The organism is Serratia sp. S4 (assembly GCF_000347995.1).
GTDB lineage: Bacteria > Pseudomonadota > Gammaproteobacteria > Enterobacterales > Enterobacteriaceae > Serratia > Serratia quinivorans.
This window is the reverse complement of record NZ_KB661120.1, coordinates 3,023,452-3,045,128: the sequence shown is the minus strand read 5'-3', so window position 1 is coordinate 3,045,128 and position 21,677 is coordinate 3,023,452. Positions and strand designations below refer to the sequence as shown.

General features: G+C 54.6%; 22 protein-coding genes and 1 pseudogene. 14 read left to right on the top strand and 9 right to left on the bottom strand.

Annotated features, from left to right (window positions below; genetic code table 11):
• The first annotated feature begins 366 nt into the window (after window positions 1–366).
• A complete protein-coding gene (locus tag SERS4_RS0114970; protein WP_012145514.1) occupies window positions 367–930 on the top strand; it encodes a VOC family protein in 564 nt (187 codons plus the stop codon).
• Here the strand turns inward: SERS4_RS0114970 and SERS4_RS0114965 are convergent.
• Window positions 927–2,078 carry a MalY/PatB family protein gene (locus tag SERS4_RS0114965; protein WP_017893094.1) on the bottom strand — a complete coding sequence of 384 codons (1,152 nt, stop codon included), beginning with the start codon at window positions 2,076–2,078 and terminating at the stop codon, window positions 927–929. The genes SERS4_RS0114970 and SERS4_RS0114965 overlap by 4 nt on opposite strands.
• Window positions 2,079–2,179: 101 nt before the next feature.
• Here SERS4_RS0114965 and cutC point away from each other — a divergent pair, with 101 nt between their 5' ends.
• The 3 genes from cutC (at window position 2,180) to SERS4_RS0114950 (ending at window position 5,149) form a co-directional block, all read left to right on the top strand.
• The gene (gene cutC, locus SERS4_RS0114960; protein ID WP_017893093.1) at window positions 2,180–2,938 is read left to right on the top strand and encodes a copper homeostasis protein CutC; all 759 of its coding nucleotides are present in this window, start codon (window positions 2,180–2,182) and stop codon (window positions 2,936–2,938) included.
• A 520-nt stretch (window positions 2,939–3,458) separates the two neighbouring features.
• Window positions 3,459–3,860, top strand: a complete 402-nt coding sequence (locus SERS4_RS0114955; RefSeq protein ID WP_017893092.1) for a hypothetical protein — start codon at window positions 3,459–3,461, stop codon at window positions 3,858–3,860.
• Window positions 3,857–5,149 carry an FKBP-type peptidyl-prolyl cis-trans isomerase N-terminal domain-containing protein gene (locus SERS4_RS0114950; RefSeq protein WP_026142409.1) on the top strand — a complete coding sequence of 431 codons (1,293 nt, stop codon included), beginning with the start codon at window positions 3,857–3,859 and terminating at the stop codon, window positions 5,147–5,149. Before SERS4_RS0114955 ends, SERS4_RS0114950 begins: the two co-directional genes overlap by 4 nt.
• Window positions 5,150–5,188: 39 nt before the next feature.
• Here the strand turns inward: SERS4_RS0114950 and cmoB are convergent, their stop codons facing one another.
• The 5 genes and pseudogenes from cmoB to SERS4_RS25785 all read right to left on the bottom strand — a co-directional run bounded on the left by cmoB (window position 5,189) and on the right by SERS4_RS25785 (window position 8,961).
• Window positions 5,189–6,160, bottom strand: coding sequence for a tRNA 5-methoxyuridine(34)/uridine 5-oxyacetic acid(34) synthase CmoB (cmoB, locus tag SERS4_RS0114945; protein ID WP_017893090.1), 972 nt, complete (start codon window positions 6,158–6,160; stop codon window positions 5,189–5,191).
• Window positions 6,157–6,900 carry a carboxy-S-adenosyl-L-methionine synthase CmoA gene (gene cmoA, locus SERS4_RS0114940; protein WP_012145510.1) on the bottom strand — a complete coding sequence of 248 codons (744 nt, stop codon included), beginning with the start codon at window positions 6,898–6,900 and terminating at the stop codon, window positions 6,157–6,159. Before cmoA ends, cmoB begins: the two co-directional genes overlap by 4 nt.
• A gap of 102 nt (window positions 6,901–7,002) precedes the next feature.
• Window positions 7,003–7,398 (bottom strand): MAPEG family protein, encoded by a 396-nt coding sequence (locus SERS4_RS0114935; protein WP_012145509.1) that lies wholly within the window; start codon window positions 7,396–7,398, stop codon window positions 7,003–7,005.
• Between the two features lie 102 nt (window positions 7,399–7,500).
• The gene (locus SERS4_RS0114930) at window positions 7,501–8,316 is read right to left on the bottom strand and encodes a DUF72 domain-containing protein (protein ID WP_012145508.1); all 816 of its coding nucleotides are present in this window, start codon (window positions 8,314–8,316) and stop codon (window positions 7,501–7,503) included.
• Between the two features lie 74 nt (window positions 8,317–8,390).
• Window positions 8,391–8,961 (bottom strand): annotated as a pseudogene (locus SERS4_RS25785) (hydrolase).
• 202 nt (window positions 8,962–9,163) lie between these two features.
• On the opposite strand from SERS4_RS25785, the gene SERS4_RS26400 reads away from it, so the two are divergent.
• The 7 genes from SERS4_RS26400 to ruvB all read left to right on the top strand — a co-directional run bounded on the left by SERS4_RS26400 (window position 9,164) and on the right by ruvB (window position 14,812).
• On the top strand, window positions 9,164–9,394 hold the full coding sequence (locus SERS4_RS26400) for a zinc ribbon domain-containing protein (RefSeq protein ID WP_331251156.1): 231 nt from the start codon (window positions 9,164–9,166) through the stop codon (window positions 9,392–9,394).
• A gap of 83 nt (window positions 9,395–9,477) precedes the next feature.
• On the top strand, window positions 9,478–11,259 hold the full coding sequence (gene aspS, locus SERS4_RS0114920; protein WP_017893089.1) for an aspartate--tRNA ligase: 1,782 nt from the start codon (window positions 9,478–9,480) through the stop codon (window positions 11,257–11,259).
• On the top strand, window positions 11,259–11,705 hold the full coding sequence (nudB, locus tag SERS4_RS0114915) for a dihydroneopterin triphosphate diphosphatase (RefSeq protein ID WP_017893088.1): 447 nt from the start codon (window positions 11,259–11,261) through the stop codon (window positions 11,703–11,705). The genes aspS and nudB overlap by 1 nt, the downstream gene beginning before the upstream one ends.
• Before the next feature lie 19 nt (window positions 11,706–11,724).
• A complete protein-coding gene (locus tag SERS4_RS0114910) occupies window positions 11,725–12,468 on the top strand; it encodes a YebC/PmpR family DNA-binding transcriptional regulator (RefSeq protein WP_012145503.1) in 744 nt (247 codons plus the stop codon).
• Window positions 12,469–12,541: 73 nt separating this feature from the next.
• Complete coding sequence (ruvC, locus tag SERS4_RS0114905; RefSeq protein ID WP_012145502.1) at window positions 12,542–13,063, top strand: crossover junction endodeoxyribonuclease RuvC; 522 nt, start codon at window positions 12,542–12,544, stop codon at window positions 13,061–13,063.
• 112 nt (window positions 13,064–13,175) lie between these two features.
• Window positions 13,176–13,787 carry a Holliday junction branch migration protein RuvA gene (gene ruvA / locus SERS4_RS0114900; RefSeq protein ID WP_012145501.1) on the top strand — a complete coding sequence of 204 codons (612 nt, stop codon included), beginning with the start codon at window positions 13,176–13,178 and terminating at the stop codon, window positions 13,785–13,787.
• Between the two features lie 20 nt (window positions 13,788–13,807).
• Window positions 13,808–14,812 (top strand): Holliday junction branch migration DNA helicase RuvB, encoded by a 1,005-nt coding sequence (gene ruvB, locus SERS4_RS0114895; protein ID WP_012145500.1) that lies wholly within the window; start codon window positions 13,808–13,810, stop codon window positions 14,810–14,812.
• Between the two features lie 74 nt (window positions 14,813–14,886).
• On the opposite strand, the gene znuB is transcribed toward ruvB, so the two are convergent.
• Window positions 14,887–15,672, bottom strand: coding sequence for a zinc ABC transporter permease subunit ZnuB (gene znuB, locus SERS4_RS0114890; RefSeq protein ID WP_012145499.1), 786 nt, complete (start codon window positions 15,670–15,672; stop codon window positions 14,887–14,889).
• Window positions 15,669–16,427, bottom strand: a complete 759-nt coding sequence (gene znuC, locus SERS4_RS0114885) for a zinc ABC transporter ATP-binding protein ZnuC (RefSeq protein WP_012145498.1) — start codon at window positions 16,425–16,427, stop codon at window positions 15,669–15,671. The genes znuB and znuC overlap by 4 nt, the downstream gene beginning before the upstream one ends.
• 78 nt (window positions 16,428–16,505) lie before the next feature.
• On the opposite strand from znuC, the gene znuA reads away from it, so the two are divergent.
• The 3 genes from znuA (at window position 16,506) to lpxM (ending at window position 19,929) form a co-directional block, all read left to right on the top strand.
• Entirely contained in the window at window positions 16,506–17,471 is a 966-nt protein-coding gene (gene znuA / locus SERS4_RS0114880) for a zinc ABC transporter substrate-binding protein ZnuA (protein WP_017893087.1), read from the top strand.
• A gap of 21 nt (window positions 17,472–17,492) precedes the next feature.
• Window positions 17,493–18,815, top strand: coding sequence for a murein DD-endopeptidase MepM (mepM, locus tag SERS4_RS0114875; RefSeq protein ID WP_012145496.1), 1,323 nt, complete (start codon window positions 17,493–17,495; stop codon window positions 18,813–18,815).
• A gap of 145 nt (window positions 18,816–18,960) precedes the next feature.
• Window positions 18,961–19,929, top strand: coding sequence for a lauroyl-Kdo(2)-lipid IV(A) myristoyltransferase (lpxM, locus tag SERS4_RS0114870; protein ID WP_012145495.1), 969 nt, complete (start codon window positions 18,961–18,963; stop codon window positions 19,927–19,929).
• 182 nt (window positions 19,930–20,111) lie between these two features.
• Here the strand turns inward: lpxM and pyk are convergent, their stop codons facing one another.
• Window positions 20,112–21,554 carry a pyruvate kinase gene (pyk, locus tag SERS4_RS0114865; RefSeq protein WP_012145494.1) on the bottom strand — a complete coding sequence of 481 codons (1,443 nt, stop codon included), beginning with the start codon at window positions 21,552–21,554 and terminating at the stop codon, window positions 20,112–20,114.
• Window positions 21,555–21,677 lie beyond the last annotated feature (123 nt).

The following is a 21,677-nucleotide window of genomic DNA, read 5'->3' as shown; positions in this document are numbered from 1 at the left end:
TTCCAATCGTTTTTTGCTACGTATGAATTAACTATTTCTTAAGCATTTATGAATGTTGACAGCGCTGAATTATTTGGCTTAATAAGTTAGCAATATCTTCAGTGCTCTGGTCATAAGAAAAAGCTATAAACTTATGCCATAGCCTTTGTCAGGAATTAAAGGCTTAAAAAGTAAAATCCGCAGTGTAATAAAAAACGTGAAAATTATTCTTTCGTGCTTTTTATGTTCAGCGAATAGCCACTTTATCTTGTCGCGATTTTTGAGAGCAAAAAATATTAACTCGCCGCGTCAGCCGGGTGGCTAGCAGCACCTCAGACGTGTAAATTACACCTCCTGAAAACCGCTTTCCGCAGTATCGAGGACGTTATGACCACTTTCCCGGCGATGGCCGAACTTAACGATTTAGCGCTGGATTTACCCCGCTTTGAACTGGCGTTGAGCCGGTTTGCCGAAAAGCTGCATTTGGATTTGTCCCAGTTTACGGCGGATCATATCTCGGTGCGTTGCCATCAAAACACCACGGCCGATCGCTGGCGGCAGGGGTTGCTGCAGTGTGGCTCATTGCTGTCAGAGTCGATGATCAATGGTCGTCCTATTTGCTTGTTTGATCTCCAGCAACCGCTCAAGGTCGGGCCATGGTTGATCGACTGCGTGGAGCTGCCTTATCCCGGCGATAAACGTTATCCACACGAGGGCTGGGAACATGTGGAGCTGGTGCTGAGTGGCGAACCGGCCACCTTGTATGCGCGGGCGTTGAGTCATTTGCCTGATGAAGCGTTGTTGGCACCTGGGATTAAATTGAAACAGAGTTCACCGCAGGGTGAGGGCGAACGTTTGCCTAATCCGACGCTGGCGATCACCGATGGGACTGTGACTATCAAATTTCATCCTTATTCCATCCGGGAAATCGTCGCCAGCGAGCAAGCCTAATTTGGCATCAGCGTCTGGGTCGCCAGCATCATGCGATCCAGCGCCTGGCTCAGCAGTTCGCGCCGGCAACCGAAATTTAGACGGACGAAATGGCGGTTGCCAAAATCCAGCCCCGGACTTAACCCGACGCCAGCCTGTTCAAAAAAGGCGTGCGGGTTATCGACTGCCAGTTGACTGCAGTCGATCCAGGCCAGATATGTCGCTTCGATGGGCTGCAGCAACAGTCCGGGCATGGCATTAATACGCTCGGTCACCAAATCACGGTTGGCGCGCAGATAACTTAACAGCGCGTCCAGCCAGTCTTGGCCATGCTGGTAGGCGGCCTGGGCGGCAACCAGCGCCAGTACGTCCACCTCTGGCACGATGCCGCTGCGAGCACGGGCCAGCTTCTGACGTAACTGCGGGTTGGGAACAATCGCCATCGAGGCGCCAAGACCGGCAATGTTGAAGGTTTTTGACGGCGACATCAGCGTGATACTGCGCTGGGCCGCATCTTCATTCAAGGTGGCAAAGGGGATGTGCTCACCGCCGGGTTCAAGCAGCAGGTCGCAATGAATTTCGTCCGAACAGACTGTCAGCTCATGGGCCAGGGCAAACTCATGGTGTTCCAGTAACTCCTGCCGGCGATAAACCGTACCGCCCGGATTTTGCGGGTTGCACAACAACAGTAATTTCTCTTTGCCGCTGAGCTGCCCGGTAATGGCGCTGAAATCCAACAGCCAGCGACGGTCGTGCAACGTCAACGGCACAGGCAACTGGGTGCGTCCGGCGAATTTCGCCGCTTTGCGAAACGGGGGATAAATGGGTGACGGTGCCAGGGTGCCTTCTCCTTCGGCGGTAAAGGCACGCACGCATAAATTAAGACCGCAAACCAAACCGGGCAGGAAAATCAGCCATTCGGGGTTGATTCGCCAGCCGTAACGTTCCAGCATGCGGCGGGTAAAAACCTCAATAAGTTCGGGTGAGGGATGACTGTAGCCGAACACCGCATGGGCTACGCGCTCCTGTAATGCGTCGATGATGGCCGGTGGTGACGGGAAGTCAGTATCAGCGACCCAGAGTGGAATAATGTCGCGGTCGCGATATTTATCCCACTTAACGCTGTCACTGTGACTACGGTCTACCCATTGATCAAAATTGAATGCCATAGTTACTACCCTGTATAGGTTGATAGCTCTTTATCAGCCTAAGAGATAAATCGAAAAATTAACAATTGCCGTCGCAGGTTAGCCGTCATCTGGGGGTGACAATGATAAAACTGGAAGTTTGTTGCTATAGCGTCGATTGCGCGCTGACGGCTGAGCGGGCAGGTGCCGATCGCATAGAATTGTGCGCCAGCCCGAGTGAGGGCGGTTTGACACCCAGCTACGGCTCATTACGCCTGGCGCGCGACAGGGTCAGCGTGCCGGTGCATCCTATTATTCGTCCGCGCGGTGGGGATTTTTGCTACGGTGCGGTGGATTTTGATGTGATCAAGCATGATATTGCACAGATCCGCGATATGGGTTTTGCCGGTGTGGTGGTCGGCATGCTGGATGAAGAAGGGCATATCGACCTGCCGCGCATGCGTGAAGTGATGCGCTTGAGTGGCAATATGGCGGTGACCTTTCATCGCGCGTTTGATATGTGCCAGAACCCGATGGTGGCGCTCAGTCAACTAACTCAGTTGGGCGTGGCGCGGATACTGACCTCCGGCCAGCAGCAAAATGCGGAGCTGGGTTTACCCTTGCTGCGTGATCTGCTGCAGGCCAGTCAGGGGCCGGTAATTATGGCCGGTGCCGGCGTGCGCCTGAGCAATCTGCATAAATTTGTCGATATCGGCATTCAGGAGCTGCATAGCTCATCCGGTCATGCGGTGCCTTCGACCATGCGTTATCGCAAAGCCGGCGTGACCATGTGTTCAGACAGTGAGTTTGATGAATTTAGCCATTATTGCGTGGACGGCGAAATGGTCGAAGCCATGAAAAACTCGTTGGCACTGGTCGATCCGCTGGTGCAAAGTGCCTAATAGCTAATAGATAGCAAAGGGGGCAGCCGTAGAGCTTCGGCAGTCCCCTTGGCGCCACTCTCCGTAAGTATTCCTTCCGTATCTACCGTTAATATAAAATCGGTAAAGCAAGAAATTATGTCAAAAATATATCGGCCACTCGCGATGCGATACCCATTGGCGGAATACAATAATTTTTCGTCTGGGATTTGTTTTTCTGGATGATGTTATGTATTCCCTTGAACAAGTTATTATCAGCTGATAGATTTTGTTTTTTAATGTCGGATGGCATTATTTTTATAGATTAATTTGATTGCAGTTATTTGTTTTGTGAATGTGTTTGGTTAAATGTTAACGGTCCCTTGTTTTTATTTTAACTGATTTTATTCTATGTTATTAATTTCATTGGTTTATTAAATTTAAATGCCGTTAGCGATACCTGTGTTGCAATATGATTACTGCGACCTGTCTCAACGCGCCAAGTGGCCGTTATGGACATAAACTGAAGTCCTTTTTGGACTTAATAATGGAGATAAAAACAATGACCAGATCGGCATATTGCCTAACCGCTACACTTTTGTTGGCCATGACATTGACCGGTTGTCAAAAGGTTAAACGCCCTGTGACCGCCGTGAATAAAATCGGCGCAACAGAAACGATAGAGCAAGATAAAAAACAACGCGAGGCCGAACGTATACAACAATGCCAACATGAACTTGAGGCAATGAGAAATATGGATCCCGAGAAGTACAAAAAATTCAAACTCGAATTTGACACTTTGATGAGCGGCGCGGCGCAATATGCCGGTGTACGATCAAGTGTCACGATGGGCACTCAGGAAACCGTTGATGCACTTTACCGCTACCGCATTAGCCGCACTTGCGCCGATATCAGTGCCACTATGATGACTAGCCTCGCCGATCGGGGAGAACGTATCCAATGACCTCTTGTTCCCGATTGACTCTTTTGGGGTTAATGCTGCCGCTGATAGTGGCACCGGGCTCGCTTTATGCGGATGACGGCGTACCCGCTTTACTGCAGTTTGCAGAGCAATATCACAGGCAGGAGCCACAGCAAGCTCCGAAAGACAAGTCACCGCCGGCCAAGGCACCGGCCCCAAAACCCGTGAGCAAGGTGGGTCCGACGCGAGAGCTTAGCGTGCGTCAGCAGCAGCAATTGGCGGCAGCCCGGGCGACACTGCGTGAAAAAGAAGCTCAACTGGAGCATCAGCAGGCCAGGATACAGTCTTTGCAAAAGGAGTTAACGGCATTGCGCGTGGAGGCATCAGACAATGTACTGTCACAACAGGATCTTAACGAATTAAGTAAGTTCGCCAGCGGCATACGACAGGCGTTTAATTTGACGCCGAAGGAACAACAGATGCAGGCGCTAATCGCAAAGACGCAGCAGGAGCTGGAACAGCAAAAGTCTGAGGCCGCCAAGGCGATAAGTGGGCTTCAGCAGCAGCTCACGCAGCTTCAGGATAAGAATCTGCAGCAGGCGAAACAGTCTGATGAAGCGCAGGTCACTGCCAATCGGGTGCAAAAAAACCTGCGTGACGAAATCGAAGGGTTGCGTTCCCAGGGCAGACTCTTGCTGGATCATCAGGCATTGGAAAAAGACCGGGATCGGCAGAGTTATGCCGCCGGTGTGGCACTGGGGCGAGATATTCAGACCCTGCTGGGTGAACGTAAAAGCTGGGGGATTGATCCCGATAGAACAGCGCTGTTGGCTGGCGTGATTGACACTTTTAATGGTCAGTATCAATTGAGTGAAAAGCTATTGGCAAGCTCGCTGGCAGAATCAGAACAAGCCGTGAATGTTGCCAGAGGCCAGGTGCTAAAAGATCAGCGTGCCAAGGGCGAATCTTTTGTCGCTGAATTCAAAAAGAAAAAAGGGGCAAAGAAATCGTCCTCCGGTTTCTGGTACCGGATTGACTACCCGGGCGACGGAGCCATCGCTGAAACCTCTCGGGTAGATGTGGTGGTAAAAGAAACGCTGACCGATGGGCTCGTCATTCAGGATATGGAGAGCAGTGGGAAGGTACTTTCCCAGTCGTTGTCGGCTTTCCCGCCGTTATTCCGTGAAGCCATCGGTTACCTGAAAAATCATGGTTCACTGACGATGGTGGTTCCGCCAGAGCTGGCCTATGGAGAGGCGGGCTACGCGCCCCAAATCCCACCGGATGCCACTATGGTGTATGAACTGCGGATTGTAGATGTCGACAAGTGATAATACAGGGCCTGGTCTCCCAGGCCCGATTGGCAAGCATTAAGGTTTTTTGGCCACCAGCACGGCGCGCAGCGGGGCGGGGTAACCTTCGATGGTTTTGCCCGGATCGTTAGGATCGAGGAACTCGGCCAGTGACTCGCTGGTCATCCAGTCGGTGCGGCGTTGCTCTTCGGTGCTGGTCACGCACATGTCGGCGATTTTCACGTCGACGAAACCGCACTTCTCCAGCCAGCACTTCAGCGCTTCGGCAGACGGAATAAAGTAGACGTTACGCATTTGCGCATAGCGGTCACCGGGTACCAATACCTGATTGCGGTCACCTTCTATCACCAGCGTTTCCAACACCAGCTCACCTTCGCTGACCAATTGGTTTTTCAACTGGTAGAGGTGATCCAGCGGCGAGCGGCGGTGATACAACACACCCATCGAAAATACCGTGTCGAAGGCGGCCAGTTCCGGCAGTTGCTCAATGCCGAGCGGCAACAGATGAGCGCGCTGATCGCCGCCCAGCAGTTTACGCACCGCTTCGAACTGACACAGGAACAGTTGCATCGGGTCGATGCCGACTGCCAACTGCGCACCGGCGCCAAGCATGCGCCACAGGTGATAACCGCTGCCGCAGCCGACATCAAGAATGGTGCGACCGGCCAGCGGTGAAATGTGCGGTAAAACGCGATCCCATTTCCAGTCGGAATGCCATTCGGTATCGATATCGATGCCATACAGCGAGAACGGCCCTTTACGCCACGGCATCATGGTGCGCAGCATCTTTTCGATGCCTTCCAACTGGCCTGGAGTCAGAGGGGTGTCCATCTCGGCACGCACGCCGTTCAGCAAATCCAGACGGGTCGGCGTCAGTGCCGGCAGGTGTTCAACCGAATTAAACCACTGTTTGAACTTGCCGTGCAGCGACTCACGCTGCCAGGCGCTAAGCTGCGCGGGCAGTGTATCGAGCCAATGGCTGAGGTTGCCTTTTGCGATGCGTTGATAAAAATCACCAAACTCAATCATGCTGCTGCCCCCGATTTCAGGGCGATCAGTGAACCGAAGTTAAAGCACTGGAACCAGACTTCCGCATGCTCGAAGCCGGCCTGTTTCAAACGCGTCTTGTGGGCGGCCACGGAGTCGGTCAGCATGACGTTTTCCAGCATGCTGCGCTTCTGGCTGATTTCCAGTTCGCTGTAGCCGTTGGCACGTTTAAAATCGTGGTGCATGTTGAACAGCAACTCGCCGACGTCGGCATCTTCAAAACTGAATTTCTCCGACAGCACCAGTGCGCCGCCCGGACGCAGCCCGCGATAAACCTGTTCCAGCAGGCGCAGTCGGTCAGCCGGCTCCAGGAATTGCAGGGTGAAGTTCAACACCACCATCGAGGCATTTTCGATTTTGATATCGAGAATATCAGCCTCAATCACTTCTACCGGGGTGTCAGCGCGGAAGGCGTCAATATGGCGGCGGCAGCGTTCCACCATTGCCGGGGAATTGTCGACGGCAATGATGTTACAACCCGCCACCTTGATATTCCTTCGCATCGACAGCGTTGCGGCGCCCAGTGAACAGCCGAGGTCATACACCTGGCTGTCGGGCTGAACGAAACGTTCGGCCAGCATGCCAATCATCGAAATGATATTGGAATAGCCGGGAACGGAACGCTGGATCATGTCAGGGAACACTTCAGCGACGCGTTCGTCGAAGGTCCAGTCGCCCAGTTTGGCGATTGGGGCAGAAAAAAGAGTATCGCGGTTTGGCATGGCGGCAAATCAGTTCAGAATTCGAAGGCGCATATGCTAACAGAAAATGGCAAGAAAGAGCAGCGGAAGCAGGCGGCGTAACCGCCTGAGGTGGTGCGGGGATCAATGAAGGCTGAAAATAATATCCCACGGCAGATAGAAAATATTGGCCAGCACCATTAACACCAACGAAAGGTAGGTGGCAGTCATGCCGGAACGACGCCAGCGGACTTCACGATTACGTAAACCGTAATAATGCACCAGACGGCCGGCCATCAACATCAGGCCACAAATATGGATCATCCATACCTCAGCGCCGTTCATCTCCATGATCACCAGCAAAACGGCGGCGATAGGAATGTATTCTACGGCATTGCCGTGAACGCGGATGGCGGTCTGTAGCTCGTAAAACCCGCCGTCTCCGTAAGCGACACGGTATTGCATCCTTAGCCTAACCACGTCATAAGATAGTTTGAGCAACAACAGTGCGCCGAGCACGACATAGAGCGCGCTTACCATTTTTAACTCCATTCCCTAACCAAAACTGGCAGCCAGCATCATAGCCGCCATTGCATTCACTGTCGCGAGGAAAAATCTGATGTAATTGGTCAGATTAATAGGTCAAAACAGTGCATCCTGCTCGGGCCAGTCGGGTGGGGGCGGTAAATTAGGAATAGCCTGATGCAGTTGCTGCCAGATTTTTTGGGCCTGTTGTGGGGAATCGCCGTTATCCGGCGTATGGATAAACAAGAAGGGTTGATGTTGAGCTTGCCAACTGGGCAGCTTCTGTTGCCAGGCGTCGAACCAGCGCAGGTTATCCTGTAACACATCGCCACCGATAAAACGTACCAATGGATTGTTGGCGGTGACCAGCGCGTGTACCGGCAGTTTGGGTTTTTTCTGCTGTGCATCGCGCACCGCTGCACTGTTGGGGGCGGCGTGATGTACCGGCCGGCTGTCTAGGATCACCCGGTTGATACCGCGCTGATGCAGCCCCTGATTCAGCAGTCTTTCTTCTTCACCCTTGCCAAAGAATGCCGGGTGGCGGACTTCCACTCCGTAGGTAAACTCTTTTGGCAAGGCGTCAAAAAATTGCCACATTGCCGGTAGCTCCGCCGGGCCGAACGCGGCGGGCAATTGCAGCCACAGTTGACCGATACGTTGATGCACTGGGCTCAGGCACTGGTAAAAGGCTTGTAGATCGGCGTCACAGTTACGTAGTGCGGCCTGATGACTGATGGTGGCGGGAAATTTGAAACAGAAGCGAAAATCATCGGTGGTCATGTCGCGCCAGCGCTGGACTATTTCCAGTTTCGGTAACGCGTAGAAGGTGGTATTACCTTCCACGCAGTTAAAGTAGCGGCTGTAATCCGCCAAATCGCGCAGCCCGATACGGTTCCAGGCCGGGTGTTGCCACTGTGGGAGTCCGATATACATCAAGCTGGCATCTTCCTTAATTATCCCTGTCAGTCGAACGCGGGCGCAGTATGCGGCGCCCCTACAACTTAACGTTACTCGCCGATGGCGGCAAGAATTTCACGGGTGCTGCGAACGCGCGCCAGACGCGGGAAGATGTTGTTGAAAGCAAACTGGTGCATTTCAGCGTTGGGTGCGCTGCACAGGTCTTCGGCGATCACCAATTCATAACCGTGTTCCCAGGCGTCACGGGCGGTCGATTCCACGCCAATGTTGGTGGCAATGCCCCCTAGCACGATGGATTTGATGCCGCGGCGATGCAGTTGCAGCTCAAGGTCGGTACCGTAAAATGCGCCCCATTGGCGTTTGGTCACCAGGATATCGCTGTCGCTAACCGCCAGAGACTCGGGGAATTCCCACCAGTTGGCCGGCAACCCGCCTGCAGGCGGGTTGATCCACCGGCTGTTTCAGCGCTTCGGCAAAGGAATCTGACCAGCCGACGCGCACCAGAACAACCGGTGCACCCAGCGAACGAAAGTGTGCTGCCAACTGTGCACCATGGGCAACCACGCTCTCGGCGCTGTGTGGTCCACCGGCATAGGGCAGAATGCCGTTTTGCAAATCAATCAATACCAGGGCCGTGGTTTGAGCATCAAGTTTTAACATGGGAGTATCTCGTTACGAGGTGGATAAAATACGCGCAGGTGAGCTGGCGTGCTAAACAGGGGTTGATTCAGGCTACGTGAAAAAAGCGTCACGGGTTAATGGGAAATTTGTTAATCAATGTGTTACTTCGGGCAAAAACACGTCATTTAGTGCTGCAACAAAACTGTGTTCGCACTTATCTGGCGCATGAATTTCCTTTATAATGATCGCCTTTTTTCAACACACTTTACTCCGACGACCTATGCCGATTTATGAATATGCATGTGGTGCTTGCAGCCTTCGGTTAGAGAAACTGCAAAAATTTTCCGATGCGCCGCTGACAGATTGTCCGGCGTGTGGGCAGCCCGCGTTAACCAAGCTGATTTCGTCCACCGGTTTCCAGTTAAAGGGTACGGGTTGGTATGCAACAGACTTCAAACCGGGTAATAAGTAGAGTTCATCAGAAATCATCAGAAAACAGCCGCGTGGCAGGCGCTAAAGCCCGCGCGGCATCGGCTTAAGCCAAAAGGATAGCGTATGCGTACTGAATATTGCGGGCAGTTGAATCTGTCTCACGTGGGCCAGGAAGTCACTTTGTGTGGTTGGGTCAACCGTCGTCGCGATCTGGGCGGCCTGATCTTTATTGATATGCGCGACCGCGAAGGCATCGTGCAGGTGTTTTTCGATCCGGACCAGAAGGCCGCGTTCGATAAGGCGTACGACCTGCGCAATGAATTCTGCATCCAGATCGTCGGCACCGTGCGTGCCCGTCCGGACAGCCAGATCAATAAAGATATGGCCACCGGCGAAGTGGAAGTGTTCGCCCACGCTCTGGAGATCATCAACCGTTCCGAGCCTCTGCCGCTGGACTCCAACCAGGTCAACAGCGAAGAAGCGCGCCTGAAATATCGCTACCTGGATCTGCGTCGTCCGGAAATGGCCGATCGCCTGAAAACCCGCGCCAAAATCACCAGCTTTGTGCGTCGCTTTATGGACAGCCACGGCTTCCTCGATATCGAAACGCCGATGTTGACCAAAGCCACGCCGGAAGGTGCCCGCGACTACCTGGTACCGAGCCGGGTACATAAAGGCAAATTCTATGCGTTACCGCAGTCACCACAGCTGTTCAAACAGTTGCTGATGATGTCTGGTTTCGATCGCTACTATCAAATCGTTAAATGCTTCCGCGACGAAGACCTGCGTGCTGACCGTCAGCCTGAATTTACCCAGATCGACGTGGAAACCTCTTTCATGACCGCCGAGCAGGTGCGTGAAGTGATGGAGAAACTGGCGCGTGAACTGTGGCTGGACGTGAAGAACGTAGATCTGGGTGATTTCCCGATCATGACCTTCGAAGAAGCGATGCGTCGTTACGGCTCGGACAAACCGGACCTGCGTAACCCATTGGAACTGGCGGACGTTGCCGATCTGGTCAAAGACGTCGAGTTCAAAGTGTTCTCCGGCCCGGCTAACGATGCCAAAGGCCGCGTAGCCGCGATTTGCGTTCCGGGCGGCGCGCAGCTGACGCGTAAACTGATCGACGAGTACGGCGCTTTCGTTAACATCTATGGTGCCAAAGGCCTGGCCTGGTTGAAGGTCAATGACCGTGCCGCCGGCATGGAAGGCGTACAAAGCCCGATCGCCAAATTCCTCAGCGCAGAAGTGCTGGAAGCGATCCTGGCGCGCACTAACGCGCAATCCGGCGACATTCTGTTCTTCGGTGCCGACAGCTTCAAGATTGTGACCGATGCGATGGGCGCACTGCGTCTGAAACTGGGCCGCGATCTGGAGCTGACTAAACTGGACAGCTGGGCACCGCTGTGGGTGGTTGACTTCCCAATGTTCGAAGAAGACGGTGAAGGCGGCCTGGCAGCGATGCACCATCCGTTCACTGCTCCACGCGACATGAGCCCGGAAGAGCTGGCCGTAACGCCAACCGCGGCCATTGCCAACGCTTACGACATGGTTATCAATGGCTATGAAGTGGGCGGCGGTTCCGTGCGTATTCACCGCAGCGAAATGCAGCAGACGGTGTTCAGCATTCTCGGTATTAACGAGCACGAACAGCGCGAGAAGTTTGGCTTCCTGCTGGACGCATTGAAGTACGGCACGCCGCCACACGCCGGCCTGGCTTTTGGCCTGGATCGTCTGGTAATGCTGCTGACCGGTACCGACAACATTCGTGATGTCATCGCCTTCCCGAAAACCACCGCAGCGGCCTGTCTGATGACCGAAGCGCCGAGCTTCGCCAACCCGGCGTCGCTGCAGGAGCTGGCGATCTGCGTGGTGAAGAAAGCCTCTGAACAAGAGAGCGAGTGATGAACTACAAGCGACCCGAGTCTATTCTGGTAGTGATTTATGCAAAATCCAGTGGTCGGGTGCTGATGTTACAGCGGCGCGATGATATCGAGTTCTGGCAGTCGGTGACCGGCAGCCTGGAGGAAGATGAGTCGCCGCCGCATGCCGCCCGGCGTGAGGTCATGGAAGAAGTCGGCATCGATATCGAAGCAGAGAATCTGCCGTTGTTCGATTGCCAGCGCTGTGTGGAGTTTGAACTCTTTGTCCATTTGCGACATCGCTATGCCCCGGGAACCACGCGCAATAAAGAGCATTGGTTCTGTCTGGCTTTGCCTGAAGAGCGCGATCCGGTGATTACCGAACATCACGCCTACCAGTGGCTTGAGGCGGCGCAGGCCGTGAAGTTGACCAAGTCCTGGAGCAATCAGCAGGCGATTGAAGAGTTTGTGATTAATTCAGTCCAGTAATTTTTTTCGGAGATTTTTTATGGCAGGTCATAGTAAGTGGGCCAACACCAAGCACCGCAAGGCAGCGCAGGATTCCAAGCGCGGTAAAATTTTCACCAAAATTATTCGTGAGCTGGTGACCGCCGCGAAACTGGGCGGTGGCGATCCGGGGGCTAACCCGCGTCTGCGTGCGGCGATCGACAAGGCGCTGTCCAACAACATGACGCGCGATACCCTGAACCGTGCCATCGCGCGCGGTGTGGGCGGTGACGATGATTCCAACATGGAAACCATCATTTATGAAGGCTACGGCCCGGGCGGTACTGCCGTCATGATCGAATGCCTGAGTGATAACCGTAACCGTACCGTGGCCGAAGTGCGTCATGCCTTCACCAAATGTGGCGGTAACCTGGGTACTGATGGCTCCGTGGCTTACCTGTTCACCAAGAAGGGCGTAATCACTTACGCACCGGGCCTGGATGAAGACGTGGTGATGGAAGCGGCGCTGGAAGCCGGTGCCGAAGATATCGTCAGCTACGACGACGGCGTGATCGACGTATTCACCGCCTGGGAAAACCTCGGCGAAGTGAAAGACGCTCTGACCGCAGCCGGTTTCACCGCCGACTCGGCAGAAGTTTCCATGATCCCATCGACCAAGGCCGATATGGATGAGGAAACCGCGCCTAAGCTGTTGCGCCTGATCGACATGCTGGAAGACTGTGACGACGTGCAGGAGGTTTATCACAACGGTGAGATCTCCGACGAAGTCGCGGCCACGCTGTAATCGGCTTGAAGTACGGCGCTGCCTGGTGGCAGCGCCTGGCGAAGTTAATGCTTAACGCAAGGTGGGTGTAGGGATGACGATCATTCTCGGTATCGATCCCGGATCGCGCGTCACCGGTTACGGCCTTATTCGCCAGCAGGGCCGCCAGTTGACCTATGTGGCCAGCGGCTGTATCCGCACCGTGGTGGATGATATGCCGACGCGTTTGAAGCTGATTTATGCGGGCGTCAGCGAAATAATCACCCAGTTTAAACCGGACTTTTTTGCCATCGAACAGGTGTTTATGGCGAAAAATCCGGATTCGGCGCTCAAACTCGGGCAGGCACGCGGTGTGGCCATTGTTGCCGCCGTGAACCAGGATTTGGAAGTGTTTGAGTATGCGGCACGCCAGGTGAAACAAACGGTGGTCGGTACTGGCGCAGCAGAAAAAGCACAGGTGCAGCATATGGTGCGCTCCTTGCTGAAACTGTCGGCCAACCCTCAGGCTGATGCCGCCGATGCGCTGGCCATCGCCATTACCCACTGCCACCTCAGCCAGAACGTGCTGCGGATGAGTGAAGGGCGCTTGAACCTGGCGCGTGGGCGTTTAAAGTAGCGCTTGATCGGTGATACCTTAGGCTGGATATTCATCCAGCCTTTTTTATGTTATAAGCTTTACCAGCACGGCATGACAGCAGGTCATGCTCATGAATTCTGCAGGAGGGTAAATGATAGGTCGTCTCAGAGGTTATATTCTGGAAAAGCAGCCGCCGCTGGTGTTACTGGAGGCAAACGGTGTGGGCTATGAAGTGCATATGCCGATGACCTGCTTTTATGAGCTGCCGGAACTGGGGCAAGAGGCTATCGTGTTTACCCAATTCGTGGTGCGCGAAGATGCACAGCTGCTGTACGGCTTTAATGATAAGCAAGAGCGTGCGCTGTTCCGCGAGTTGATCAAAGTCAACGGCGTAGGGCCAAAGCTGGCGCTGGCTATTTTGTCCGGCATGTCCGCGCAACAGTTCGTTAGCGCGGTAGAGCGTGAAGAGATCACTTCATTGGTGAAATTGCCGGGCGTAGGCAAGAAAACCGCTGAGCGCCTGGTGGTGGAAATGAAAGACCGCTTCAAAGGGCTTAATGGCGATCTGTTCAATAACAGCAGTGAAATCACGCTACCAACCGCAGCGCAAGCCGCCGAGTTGGACGCGGAAGCCGAGGCAGCATCTGCACTGGTGGCATTGGGATACAAACCGCAGGAAGCCAGCCGTATGGTCAGCAAAATCGCCAAGCCTGGCGCCGATTGCGAAACCCTGATCCGCGACGCGTTGCGCGCCGCGCTGTAAGCGCCGATAAGGGATAGAGAATGATTGAAGCCGATCGCCTGATTTCTGCCGAACCGATCAATGAAGAAGAAATTCTTGATCGCGCCATCCGGCCGAAGCTGCTGACGGAGTACGTCGGTCAGCCACATGTGCGCGAGCAGATGGAAATCTTTATTCAGGCGGCCAAGCAGCGTGGCGACGCGCTGGACCACCTGCTGATTTTCGGTCCTCCGGGGCTGGGTAAAACCACGCTGGCCAACATCGTTGCCAATGAAATGGGCGTTAACCTGCGTACCACTTCCGGGCCGGTATTGGAGAAGGCGGGCGATCTGGCGGCGATGCTGACCAACCTCGAGCCACACGATGTGCTGTTCATCGATGAAATCCACCGCCTCTCTCCGGTAGTAGAAGAAGTGCTGTATCCGGCGATGGAAGATTACCAACTGGATATCATGATCGGCGAAGGCCCGGCCGCTCGCTCGATCAAACTCGATTTGCCGCCGTTCACGCTGGTGGGCGCAACCACCCGTGCCGGTTCACTGACGTCGCCATTGCGTGACCGCTTCGGTATTGTGCAGCGCCTGGAGTTTTATCAGGTCGCCGATTTGCAGCATATCGTTTCACGCAGCGCTAATTGCCTGGGGCTGGATCTGTCGGAAGAGGGTGCCCATCAGGTAGCTCGTCGTGCGCGCGGCACACCGCGTATTGCCAACCGTTTACTGCGTCGGGTGCGTGACTTTGCCGAAGTTCGCGCTAATGGCGTCATCAATGGCGAAGTGGCGATGCAGGCGCTGGATATGTTGAACGTCGATGCCGAAGGCTTCGACTATATGGACCGCAAGCTGTTGCTGGCGATTATCGACAAGTTCACCGGCGGGCCAGTGGGCCTGGATAACCTGGCGGCGGCGATTGGCGAGGAGCGGGAAACTATCGAAGACGTTATCGAACCCTTCCTGATCCAGCAAGGTTTTATCCAGCGCACACCGCGTGGGCGCATGGCGACCAATCATGCCTATAAGCACTTTGGCATGGTGCGCGAAGAGTAAGAGAACGCTGTGCATTAAAAAAGGGCCGCAATTGAATCAATTGCGGCCCTTTTGACATCTGTAGCTGCCAGGGGTCAGGCTTGCTGTTTCTTGGATAAGCTTAAAACAAACAGCACCGCGGCGCTCAAGACGACAGACGGACCGGCCGGGGTGTCGTAGAAGGCCGAAAAGGTCAGCCCGCCGGTTACGGCAAGTATGCCCACCAGCACCGCGTATCCGGCCATTTGCTCCGGCGTGCGAGCGAAGCGGCGTGCGGTCGCCGCAGGAATAATCAACAGTGAAGTGATGATCAGCGCACCGACGAATTTCATCGCCAGGCCGATGGTCAGGGCCGTCACCAGCATCAACACGGTGCGCGCACGCACCAGATTAACACCGTCGACATGTGCCAGTTCCGGGCTGACGGTCATCGAAAGCAGGTTGCGCCACTGCCACCACAGGATCAGCAGCACGACGGTTACGCCAATGCCAATCATCCAGATATCGGTGAGGGTGACCGACAGCAGATCGCCAAACAGGTAGGCCATCAGATCGACCCGCACGTTCGACATCAGCGCCACCACGACCAGCCCCAGTGAGAGTGCGCTGTGCGCCATAATCCCGAGCAGGGTATCAACGGAAAGCTGCGGGCGACGCTCCAGCCACACCAACACCAGAGCCAACACCAGCGTCACGGCAATCACCGCATAGAAGGGGTTGATGTCTAGCAGCAGACCGAAAGCCACGCCAAGCAACGAGGCATGCGCCAGGGTATCGCCGAAATAGGACATCCGTCGCCAGACCACAAATGAGCCAAGCGGACCGGCGGCGCAGGCCAACAGGACGCCGGCCAGCCAGCCGGGTAATAACAGTTCGATCATGCCTCACGGCCCCCGGTTTTCTTCAACACAATTCGTCCTTGCAGGTCGTGACGGTGGTTATGGTGGTGGCGATAGACCGCCAGTTGTTCCGCACCGCGGTTGCCGAACATGGCGATAAATTCAGGATGCATCGAAACCACCTCCGGCGCGCCGGAACAGCAGATGTGTTGGTTGAGGCACAGCACTTCGTCGGTTTTCGCCATCACCAGGTGCAGGTCATGGGACACCATCAATACCGCGCAGCCCAACTCTTTACGCAGTTGGTCGATCAGATCGTACAGCGCCAGTTGGCCGTTAACATCAACCCCCTGGGTCGGCTCATCCAGCACCAGCAGCTGTGGCTTGTTCAGCAGCGCCCGAGCCAGCAATACGCGCTGGTTTTCACCGCCTGAGAGTTTTTGCATGGGTTGATCGAGCAGGTGGGCCGCCTGCACACGCTTAAGCGCTGGCAGAATATCGGCCTTTTTGACGCCGGGCTTCAGGCGCATAAAGCGGCTGACGGTCAGCGGCAGGGTGGCATCGAGGTGCAATTTTTGCGGCACATAGCCAATGCGCAGGCCAGGCTCGCGTTCCAGCGTTCCCTCGGTGGGCGCAATCAGCCCCAGCACCACTCGCACCAGCGTGGATTTGCCCGCGCCATTTGGGCCGAGCAGCGTCAGAATACGGCCCGGCTGCAGGCTGAGCGAAATATTCGACAGCACCTTGCGGTTACCAAAGGAGACGGAGATATTTTTTAGCGTTGTCAGTGTGGACATCTCATGATTACATTTTGCAGAACTAACCGAATGTTATAATATCACGCCTCGCTGATGAAAACGACGGGATTACTGATAATGGCACAGAAAAATAAATGGCTGCAGCGTACGTTGCTGGCCAGCGCATTGATGATGGCCGGGCCGCTGAGCAGCGCGTCTGCGGCGGTGGTGACTTCTATACGGCCGGTGGGTTTTATCGCCGCGGCGATAGCCGACGGCGTAACACCGACCGAAGTGCTGTTGCCGGATGGCGCATCACCGCACGATTTCGCGCTGCGGCCTTCCGATATCCAGCGCCTGCGTGCCGCCGATCTGGTGGTATGGGTGGGGCCGGATATGGAAGCCTTTCTGGCCAAGCCCTTAATCTCCATATCGGCTAACCGCCAGGTTGCCATCAGTGAATTGAGTGGGGTCAAACCGCTGCTGATGAAGGGTGAAGACGACGATCACGACCATGAACACGACCATGATCATGCAGCAGATGCGCATAATCATGCTGGAAGTGACGAAGGGGATGGGCACCATCACGGCGAATATAATATGCACGTTTGGCTGTCCCCGGAAGTGGCAAAAGTGACCGCGATCGCGATTCACGACAGGTTATTGGAACTTATGCCGCAAAATAAAGACAAATTAGACGCAAACCTGCGCCAGTTCGAGAATCTGCTGACGCAAACTGACAAAAATGTTGGTAACATGCTTAAGCCTGTGCAAGGCAAGGGATATTATGTTTTTCATGATGCTTACGGCTACTTTGAGAAACATTTCGGTTTGAGCCCGCTGGGCCATTTTACCGTTAATCCCGAAATCCAGCCTGGGGCACAGCGCTTACACCAAATTCGAACACAGTTGGTTGAGCAGAAAGCAGTATGCGTTTTTGCTGAGCCACAATTCAGGCCGGCCGTAATCAATGCGGTTGCCAAGGGGACCAAAGTGCGTTCTGGAACGCTGGATCCGCTGGGCACCGGCATCGCACTGGGGAAAGACAGCTACGGGAACTTCCTGACTCAGCTGTCAAACCAGTACGTGAGCTGCCTGAAGTAAAGATTATGAGGATAAAATCGAGTGCAGCAGATAGTCAAAACTATCGCTCTGGCGTATAACAACCTGCCACGGCCCCACCGCGTCATGCTGGGGTCGTTGACAGTGGTTACATTGGCCGTTGCCGTCTGGCGGCCTTTTGTTTATCACCCAGAACATAACCCCATCGTTAAGAGTATCGAATTAGAATCCAGCCAGTTACGATCCTTGCTGCCAGAAGCCAGTGAGCCGATCGATCTTGACCAAGCCACCCCCGATGATGACATCCCACAGGATGAGCTGGACCAGAAGGTCGCCGGCGAGGATGGAGTGCATGAATATGTGGTTTCCACGGGTGACACCCTCGGCAGTATCCTGACCCAATATGGCATTGATATGTCGGACGTCACGCTGTTGGCATCGCAGAACCGCGATCTGCGTAATCTGAAAATTGGCCAACAGCTGTCATGGACAGTGAACGATGCCGGCGATCTGCAGCGTTTGACCTGGGAAGTGTCCCGCCGCGAAACCCGTACTTACGATCGTACGGGCAACAGCTTCAAAGAAAGTCAGGAATCTCAACAGGGTGAATGGCGTAATAATGTGATCAGCGGCCGACTCAACGGCAGCTTTGTCACCAGCGCCGCTAACGCCGGCCTGAGCCGTGCCGAAATCAATGCGGTGATCAAGGCGCTGCAGTGGCAGTTGGATTTCCGCAAACTGCGCAAGGGCGATCAATTCTCGGTATTGATGTCCCGCGAACACTTTGATGGCAAGAGTGCGCAGAGCCAGTTGCTGGGTGTGCGCATGCGCACCGGCGGTAAGGACTACTACGCTATTCGTGCCGAAGACGGTAAATTCTACGATCGTCAAGGTTCCGGTTTGGCGAAAGGCTTTATGCGTTTCCCGACCATGAAGCAATTCCGCATTTCCTCAAACTTCAACCCACGCCGGGTTAACCCGGTCACCGGGCGCATTGCGCCGCATAAAGGCGTCGACTTCGCGATGCCGGTTGGCACCCCGGTGCTGGCCGTAGGTGACGGTGAAGTACTTATCGCCAAACGCAGTGGCGCTGCGGGTAACTATGTGGCCATTCGTCATGGTCGCCAGTACACCACGCGTTATATGCATCTGAAAAAACTGTTGGTTAAGCCAGGTCAGAAAGTGAAACGTGGTGATCGTATTGCGTTGTCCGGTAACACCGGCCGCTCTACCGGCCCACATCTGCACTTTGAAATGTGGACCAACCAACAGGCCGTGAACCCGTTGACGGCGAAACTGCCGCGCTCTGAAGGATTGACCGGTAAAGATCGCAGTGATTATCTGGCGCAGGTGAAGGAAGTCACCCCGCAGCTGCAGTTGGATTAATCCCTTGTTCGGGCGCTATGCGCCAGTGATACCATCGGCCTGATTTCGGGCCGATGTTGTTTTATATTGGCGCTTCGCCGTGGTTAATTGCAAAATCAATCTTTGCAATTATGATTAGCCGAACCGCTAAGTTAAGAGCTTGTGCATGCAAAACGAAAAAAAATCTAACTCAGAGTTCATCCCGCAATTTCAGAAAGCCTTTTACCACCCGCGCTACTGGGGCGTTTGGCTGGGAACCGGGCTGATGGCCGGTATTTCATTAGTGCCTGCGCGCTTGCGCGATCCGGTACTGGGTGCCGTTGGCAAGCTGGCCGGCAAGGTGGCTAAAGGCGCCCGACGTCGTGCGCGCATCAACCTGCTGTATTGTTTGCCGGAAGTGCCGGAAAACGAGCGTGAGCACATCATTGATGAGATGTTTGCCACCGCGCCGCAGTCGATGATCCTGATGGCCGAACTGGCCTGTACCAAACCGGAAAAAGTGTTGAAGCGCGTTCGCTGGCACGGGGAAGAGGTGCTGGATAAAATCCGTGAAGAAGGCCGTAACGTGATTTTTCTGGTACCACATGGCTGGGCGGTGGATGTTCCGGCGATGTTAATGGCGGCTCGCGGTCAGCCGATGGCGGCGATGTTCCACAACCAGAGTAACCCGTTGGTCGACTACCTGTGGAATACGGTGCGCCGTAAATTTGGTGGACGGATGCATGCGCGCAATGACGGCATCAAGCCATTTATCAGCTCAGTGCGCCAGGGCTATTGGGGCTATTATCTGCCCGATCAGGATCACGGTGCCGAACACAGTGAGTTCGTCGACTTCTTCGCTACCTATAAGGCGACGCTGCCAGCAGTGGGCCGTCTGATGAAAGTCTGTCGTGCGGCCATTGTGCCTTTGTTCCCGGTGTATGACGGCAAAACCAGTATGCTGGATGTTTATATTCGTCCGCCGATGGACGATTTGGCCACCGCCGATGACCACACTATTGCGCGTCGGATGAATGAAGAGGTCGAGAATCTGGTAGGGCCGAACCCGGAACAGTACACCTGGATCCTCAAACTGTTGAAAACGCGTAAAGAAGGTGAGATTGAACCTTATTCGCGCGATGATCTCTATCGCTAAAAGTCATATTTGCTTAATGCCATAGGTCAGTCATCTCAGGTGATTGGCCTTTTTCGTATGGTGCTTAAAAATGCAATAGGTGGCGCTCCATTTGCCGTAACGGCGACTGGACATGAGTTTCTCAGGGGGAAGGGGGAGCGTAAAAAAATGCCGACCGCGTTAACGGCCGGCAGCAGTATATTTTACTCGACGCGCAGGATACGGCTGGTATTGGTGGTACCCACGGTTTCCATCACGTCGCCCTGGGTGACGATCACCAGATCGCCGGAGACCAGGAAGCCTTTATCACGCAGGCGGTTAACCGCGTCATTGGCCGCGATAACGCCGTCATTATGGCTGTCGAAGTACACTGGCGTAACGCCGCGGTACAGCGCAGTCAGGTTCAACGTGTGCTCATGGCGTGACATGGCGAAGATCGGCAGACCGGAGCTGATACGTGACATCATCAGCGCGGTGCGGCCTGACTCGGTCATGGCGATCAGTGCGGTAACCCCTTTCAGATGGTTAGCCGCGTACATTGAAGACATGGCAATGGCTTCTTCAATGTTGTCGAACTGCACGTCCAGACGGTGTTTGGAGACGTTGATGCTTGGGATTTTCTCTGCACCCAGACAAACACGCGCCATAGCCGCCACGGTTTCTGCCGGGTACTGGCCTGCCGCGGTTTCAGCAGACAGCATCACGGCGTCGGTACCATCCAGCACGGCGTTCGCCACGTCCATGACTTCGGCACGGGTAGGCATCGGGTTGGTGATCATCGACTCCATCATCTGGGTCGCGGTAATGACGGCGCGGTTGAGCGTACGGGCACGGCGGATCAGTTTTTTCTGGATGCCGACCAGTTCCGGATCGCCGATTTCGACGCCCAGGTCGCCACGGGCTACCATCACGACGTCGGAGGCCAAGATGATGTCATCCATGGCTTCGTCACTGCAAACGGCTTCGGCACGTTCAACCTTGGACACGATCTTGGCGTTGCAGCCTGCATCGCGCGCCAGTCGACGTGCGTAGTTCAAATCTTCGCCGGTACGCGGGAAGGAAACCGCCAGGTAGTCGACGCCGATTTTAGCCGCGGTAACGATATCGGCCTTGTCTTTCTCGGTCAGGGCTTCAGCGGACAGGCCGCCACCCAGTTTGTTGATGCCTTTGTTGTTAGACAGTGGGCCGCCAACGGTGACTTCGGTAAACACTTTCATGCCCTGAACTTCGAGCACTTTCAGCTGTACGCGGCCGTCATCGAGCAGCAGTACGTCGCCGGGTACCACGTCGGCAGGCAGGCCTTTATAGTCGATACCGACTTTTTCTTTATCGCCTTCGCCCTTGGACATGTTGGCATCAAGCAGGAATTTATCACCGATGTTAAGGAAGATTTTGCCTTCCTTAAAGGTGGAAACACGAATTTTCGGCCCTTGCAGGTCACCCAGAATAGCGACGTGGCGTCCCAACTTGGCAGCAATTTCGCGCACTTTGTCAGCGCGGATCTGGTGGTCTTCTGCGGTGCCGTGGGAAAAGTTAAGCCGAACTACGTTAGCGCCGGCGGCAATGATCTTTTCCAGATTATTGTCGCGGTCTGTAGCCGGACCCAGGGTGGTAACAATTTTGGTTCTTCTGAGCCGTCTGGACATGTATTACTCCGTTGACTGGTGAAGCAAATTATTGGTGTTGCGATAACGTCGGATAACGAAACCAGGAGTGAAATGTCATTTTACTACACTGATATTTCACCCGGGTTACCCGCATGAGCGTAT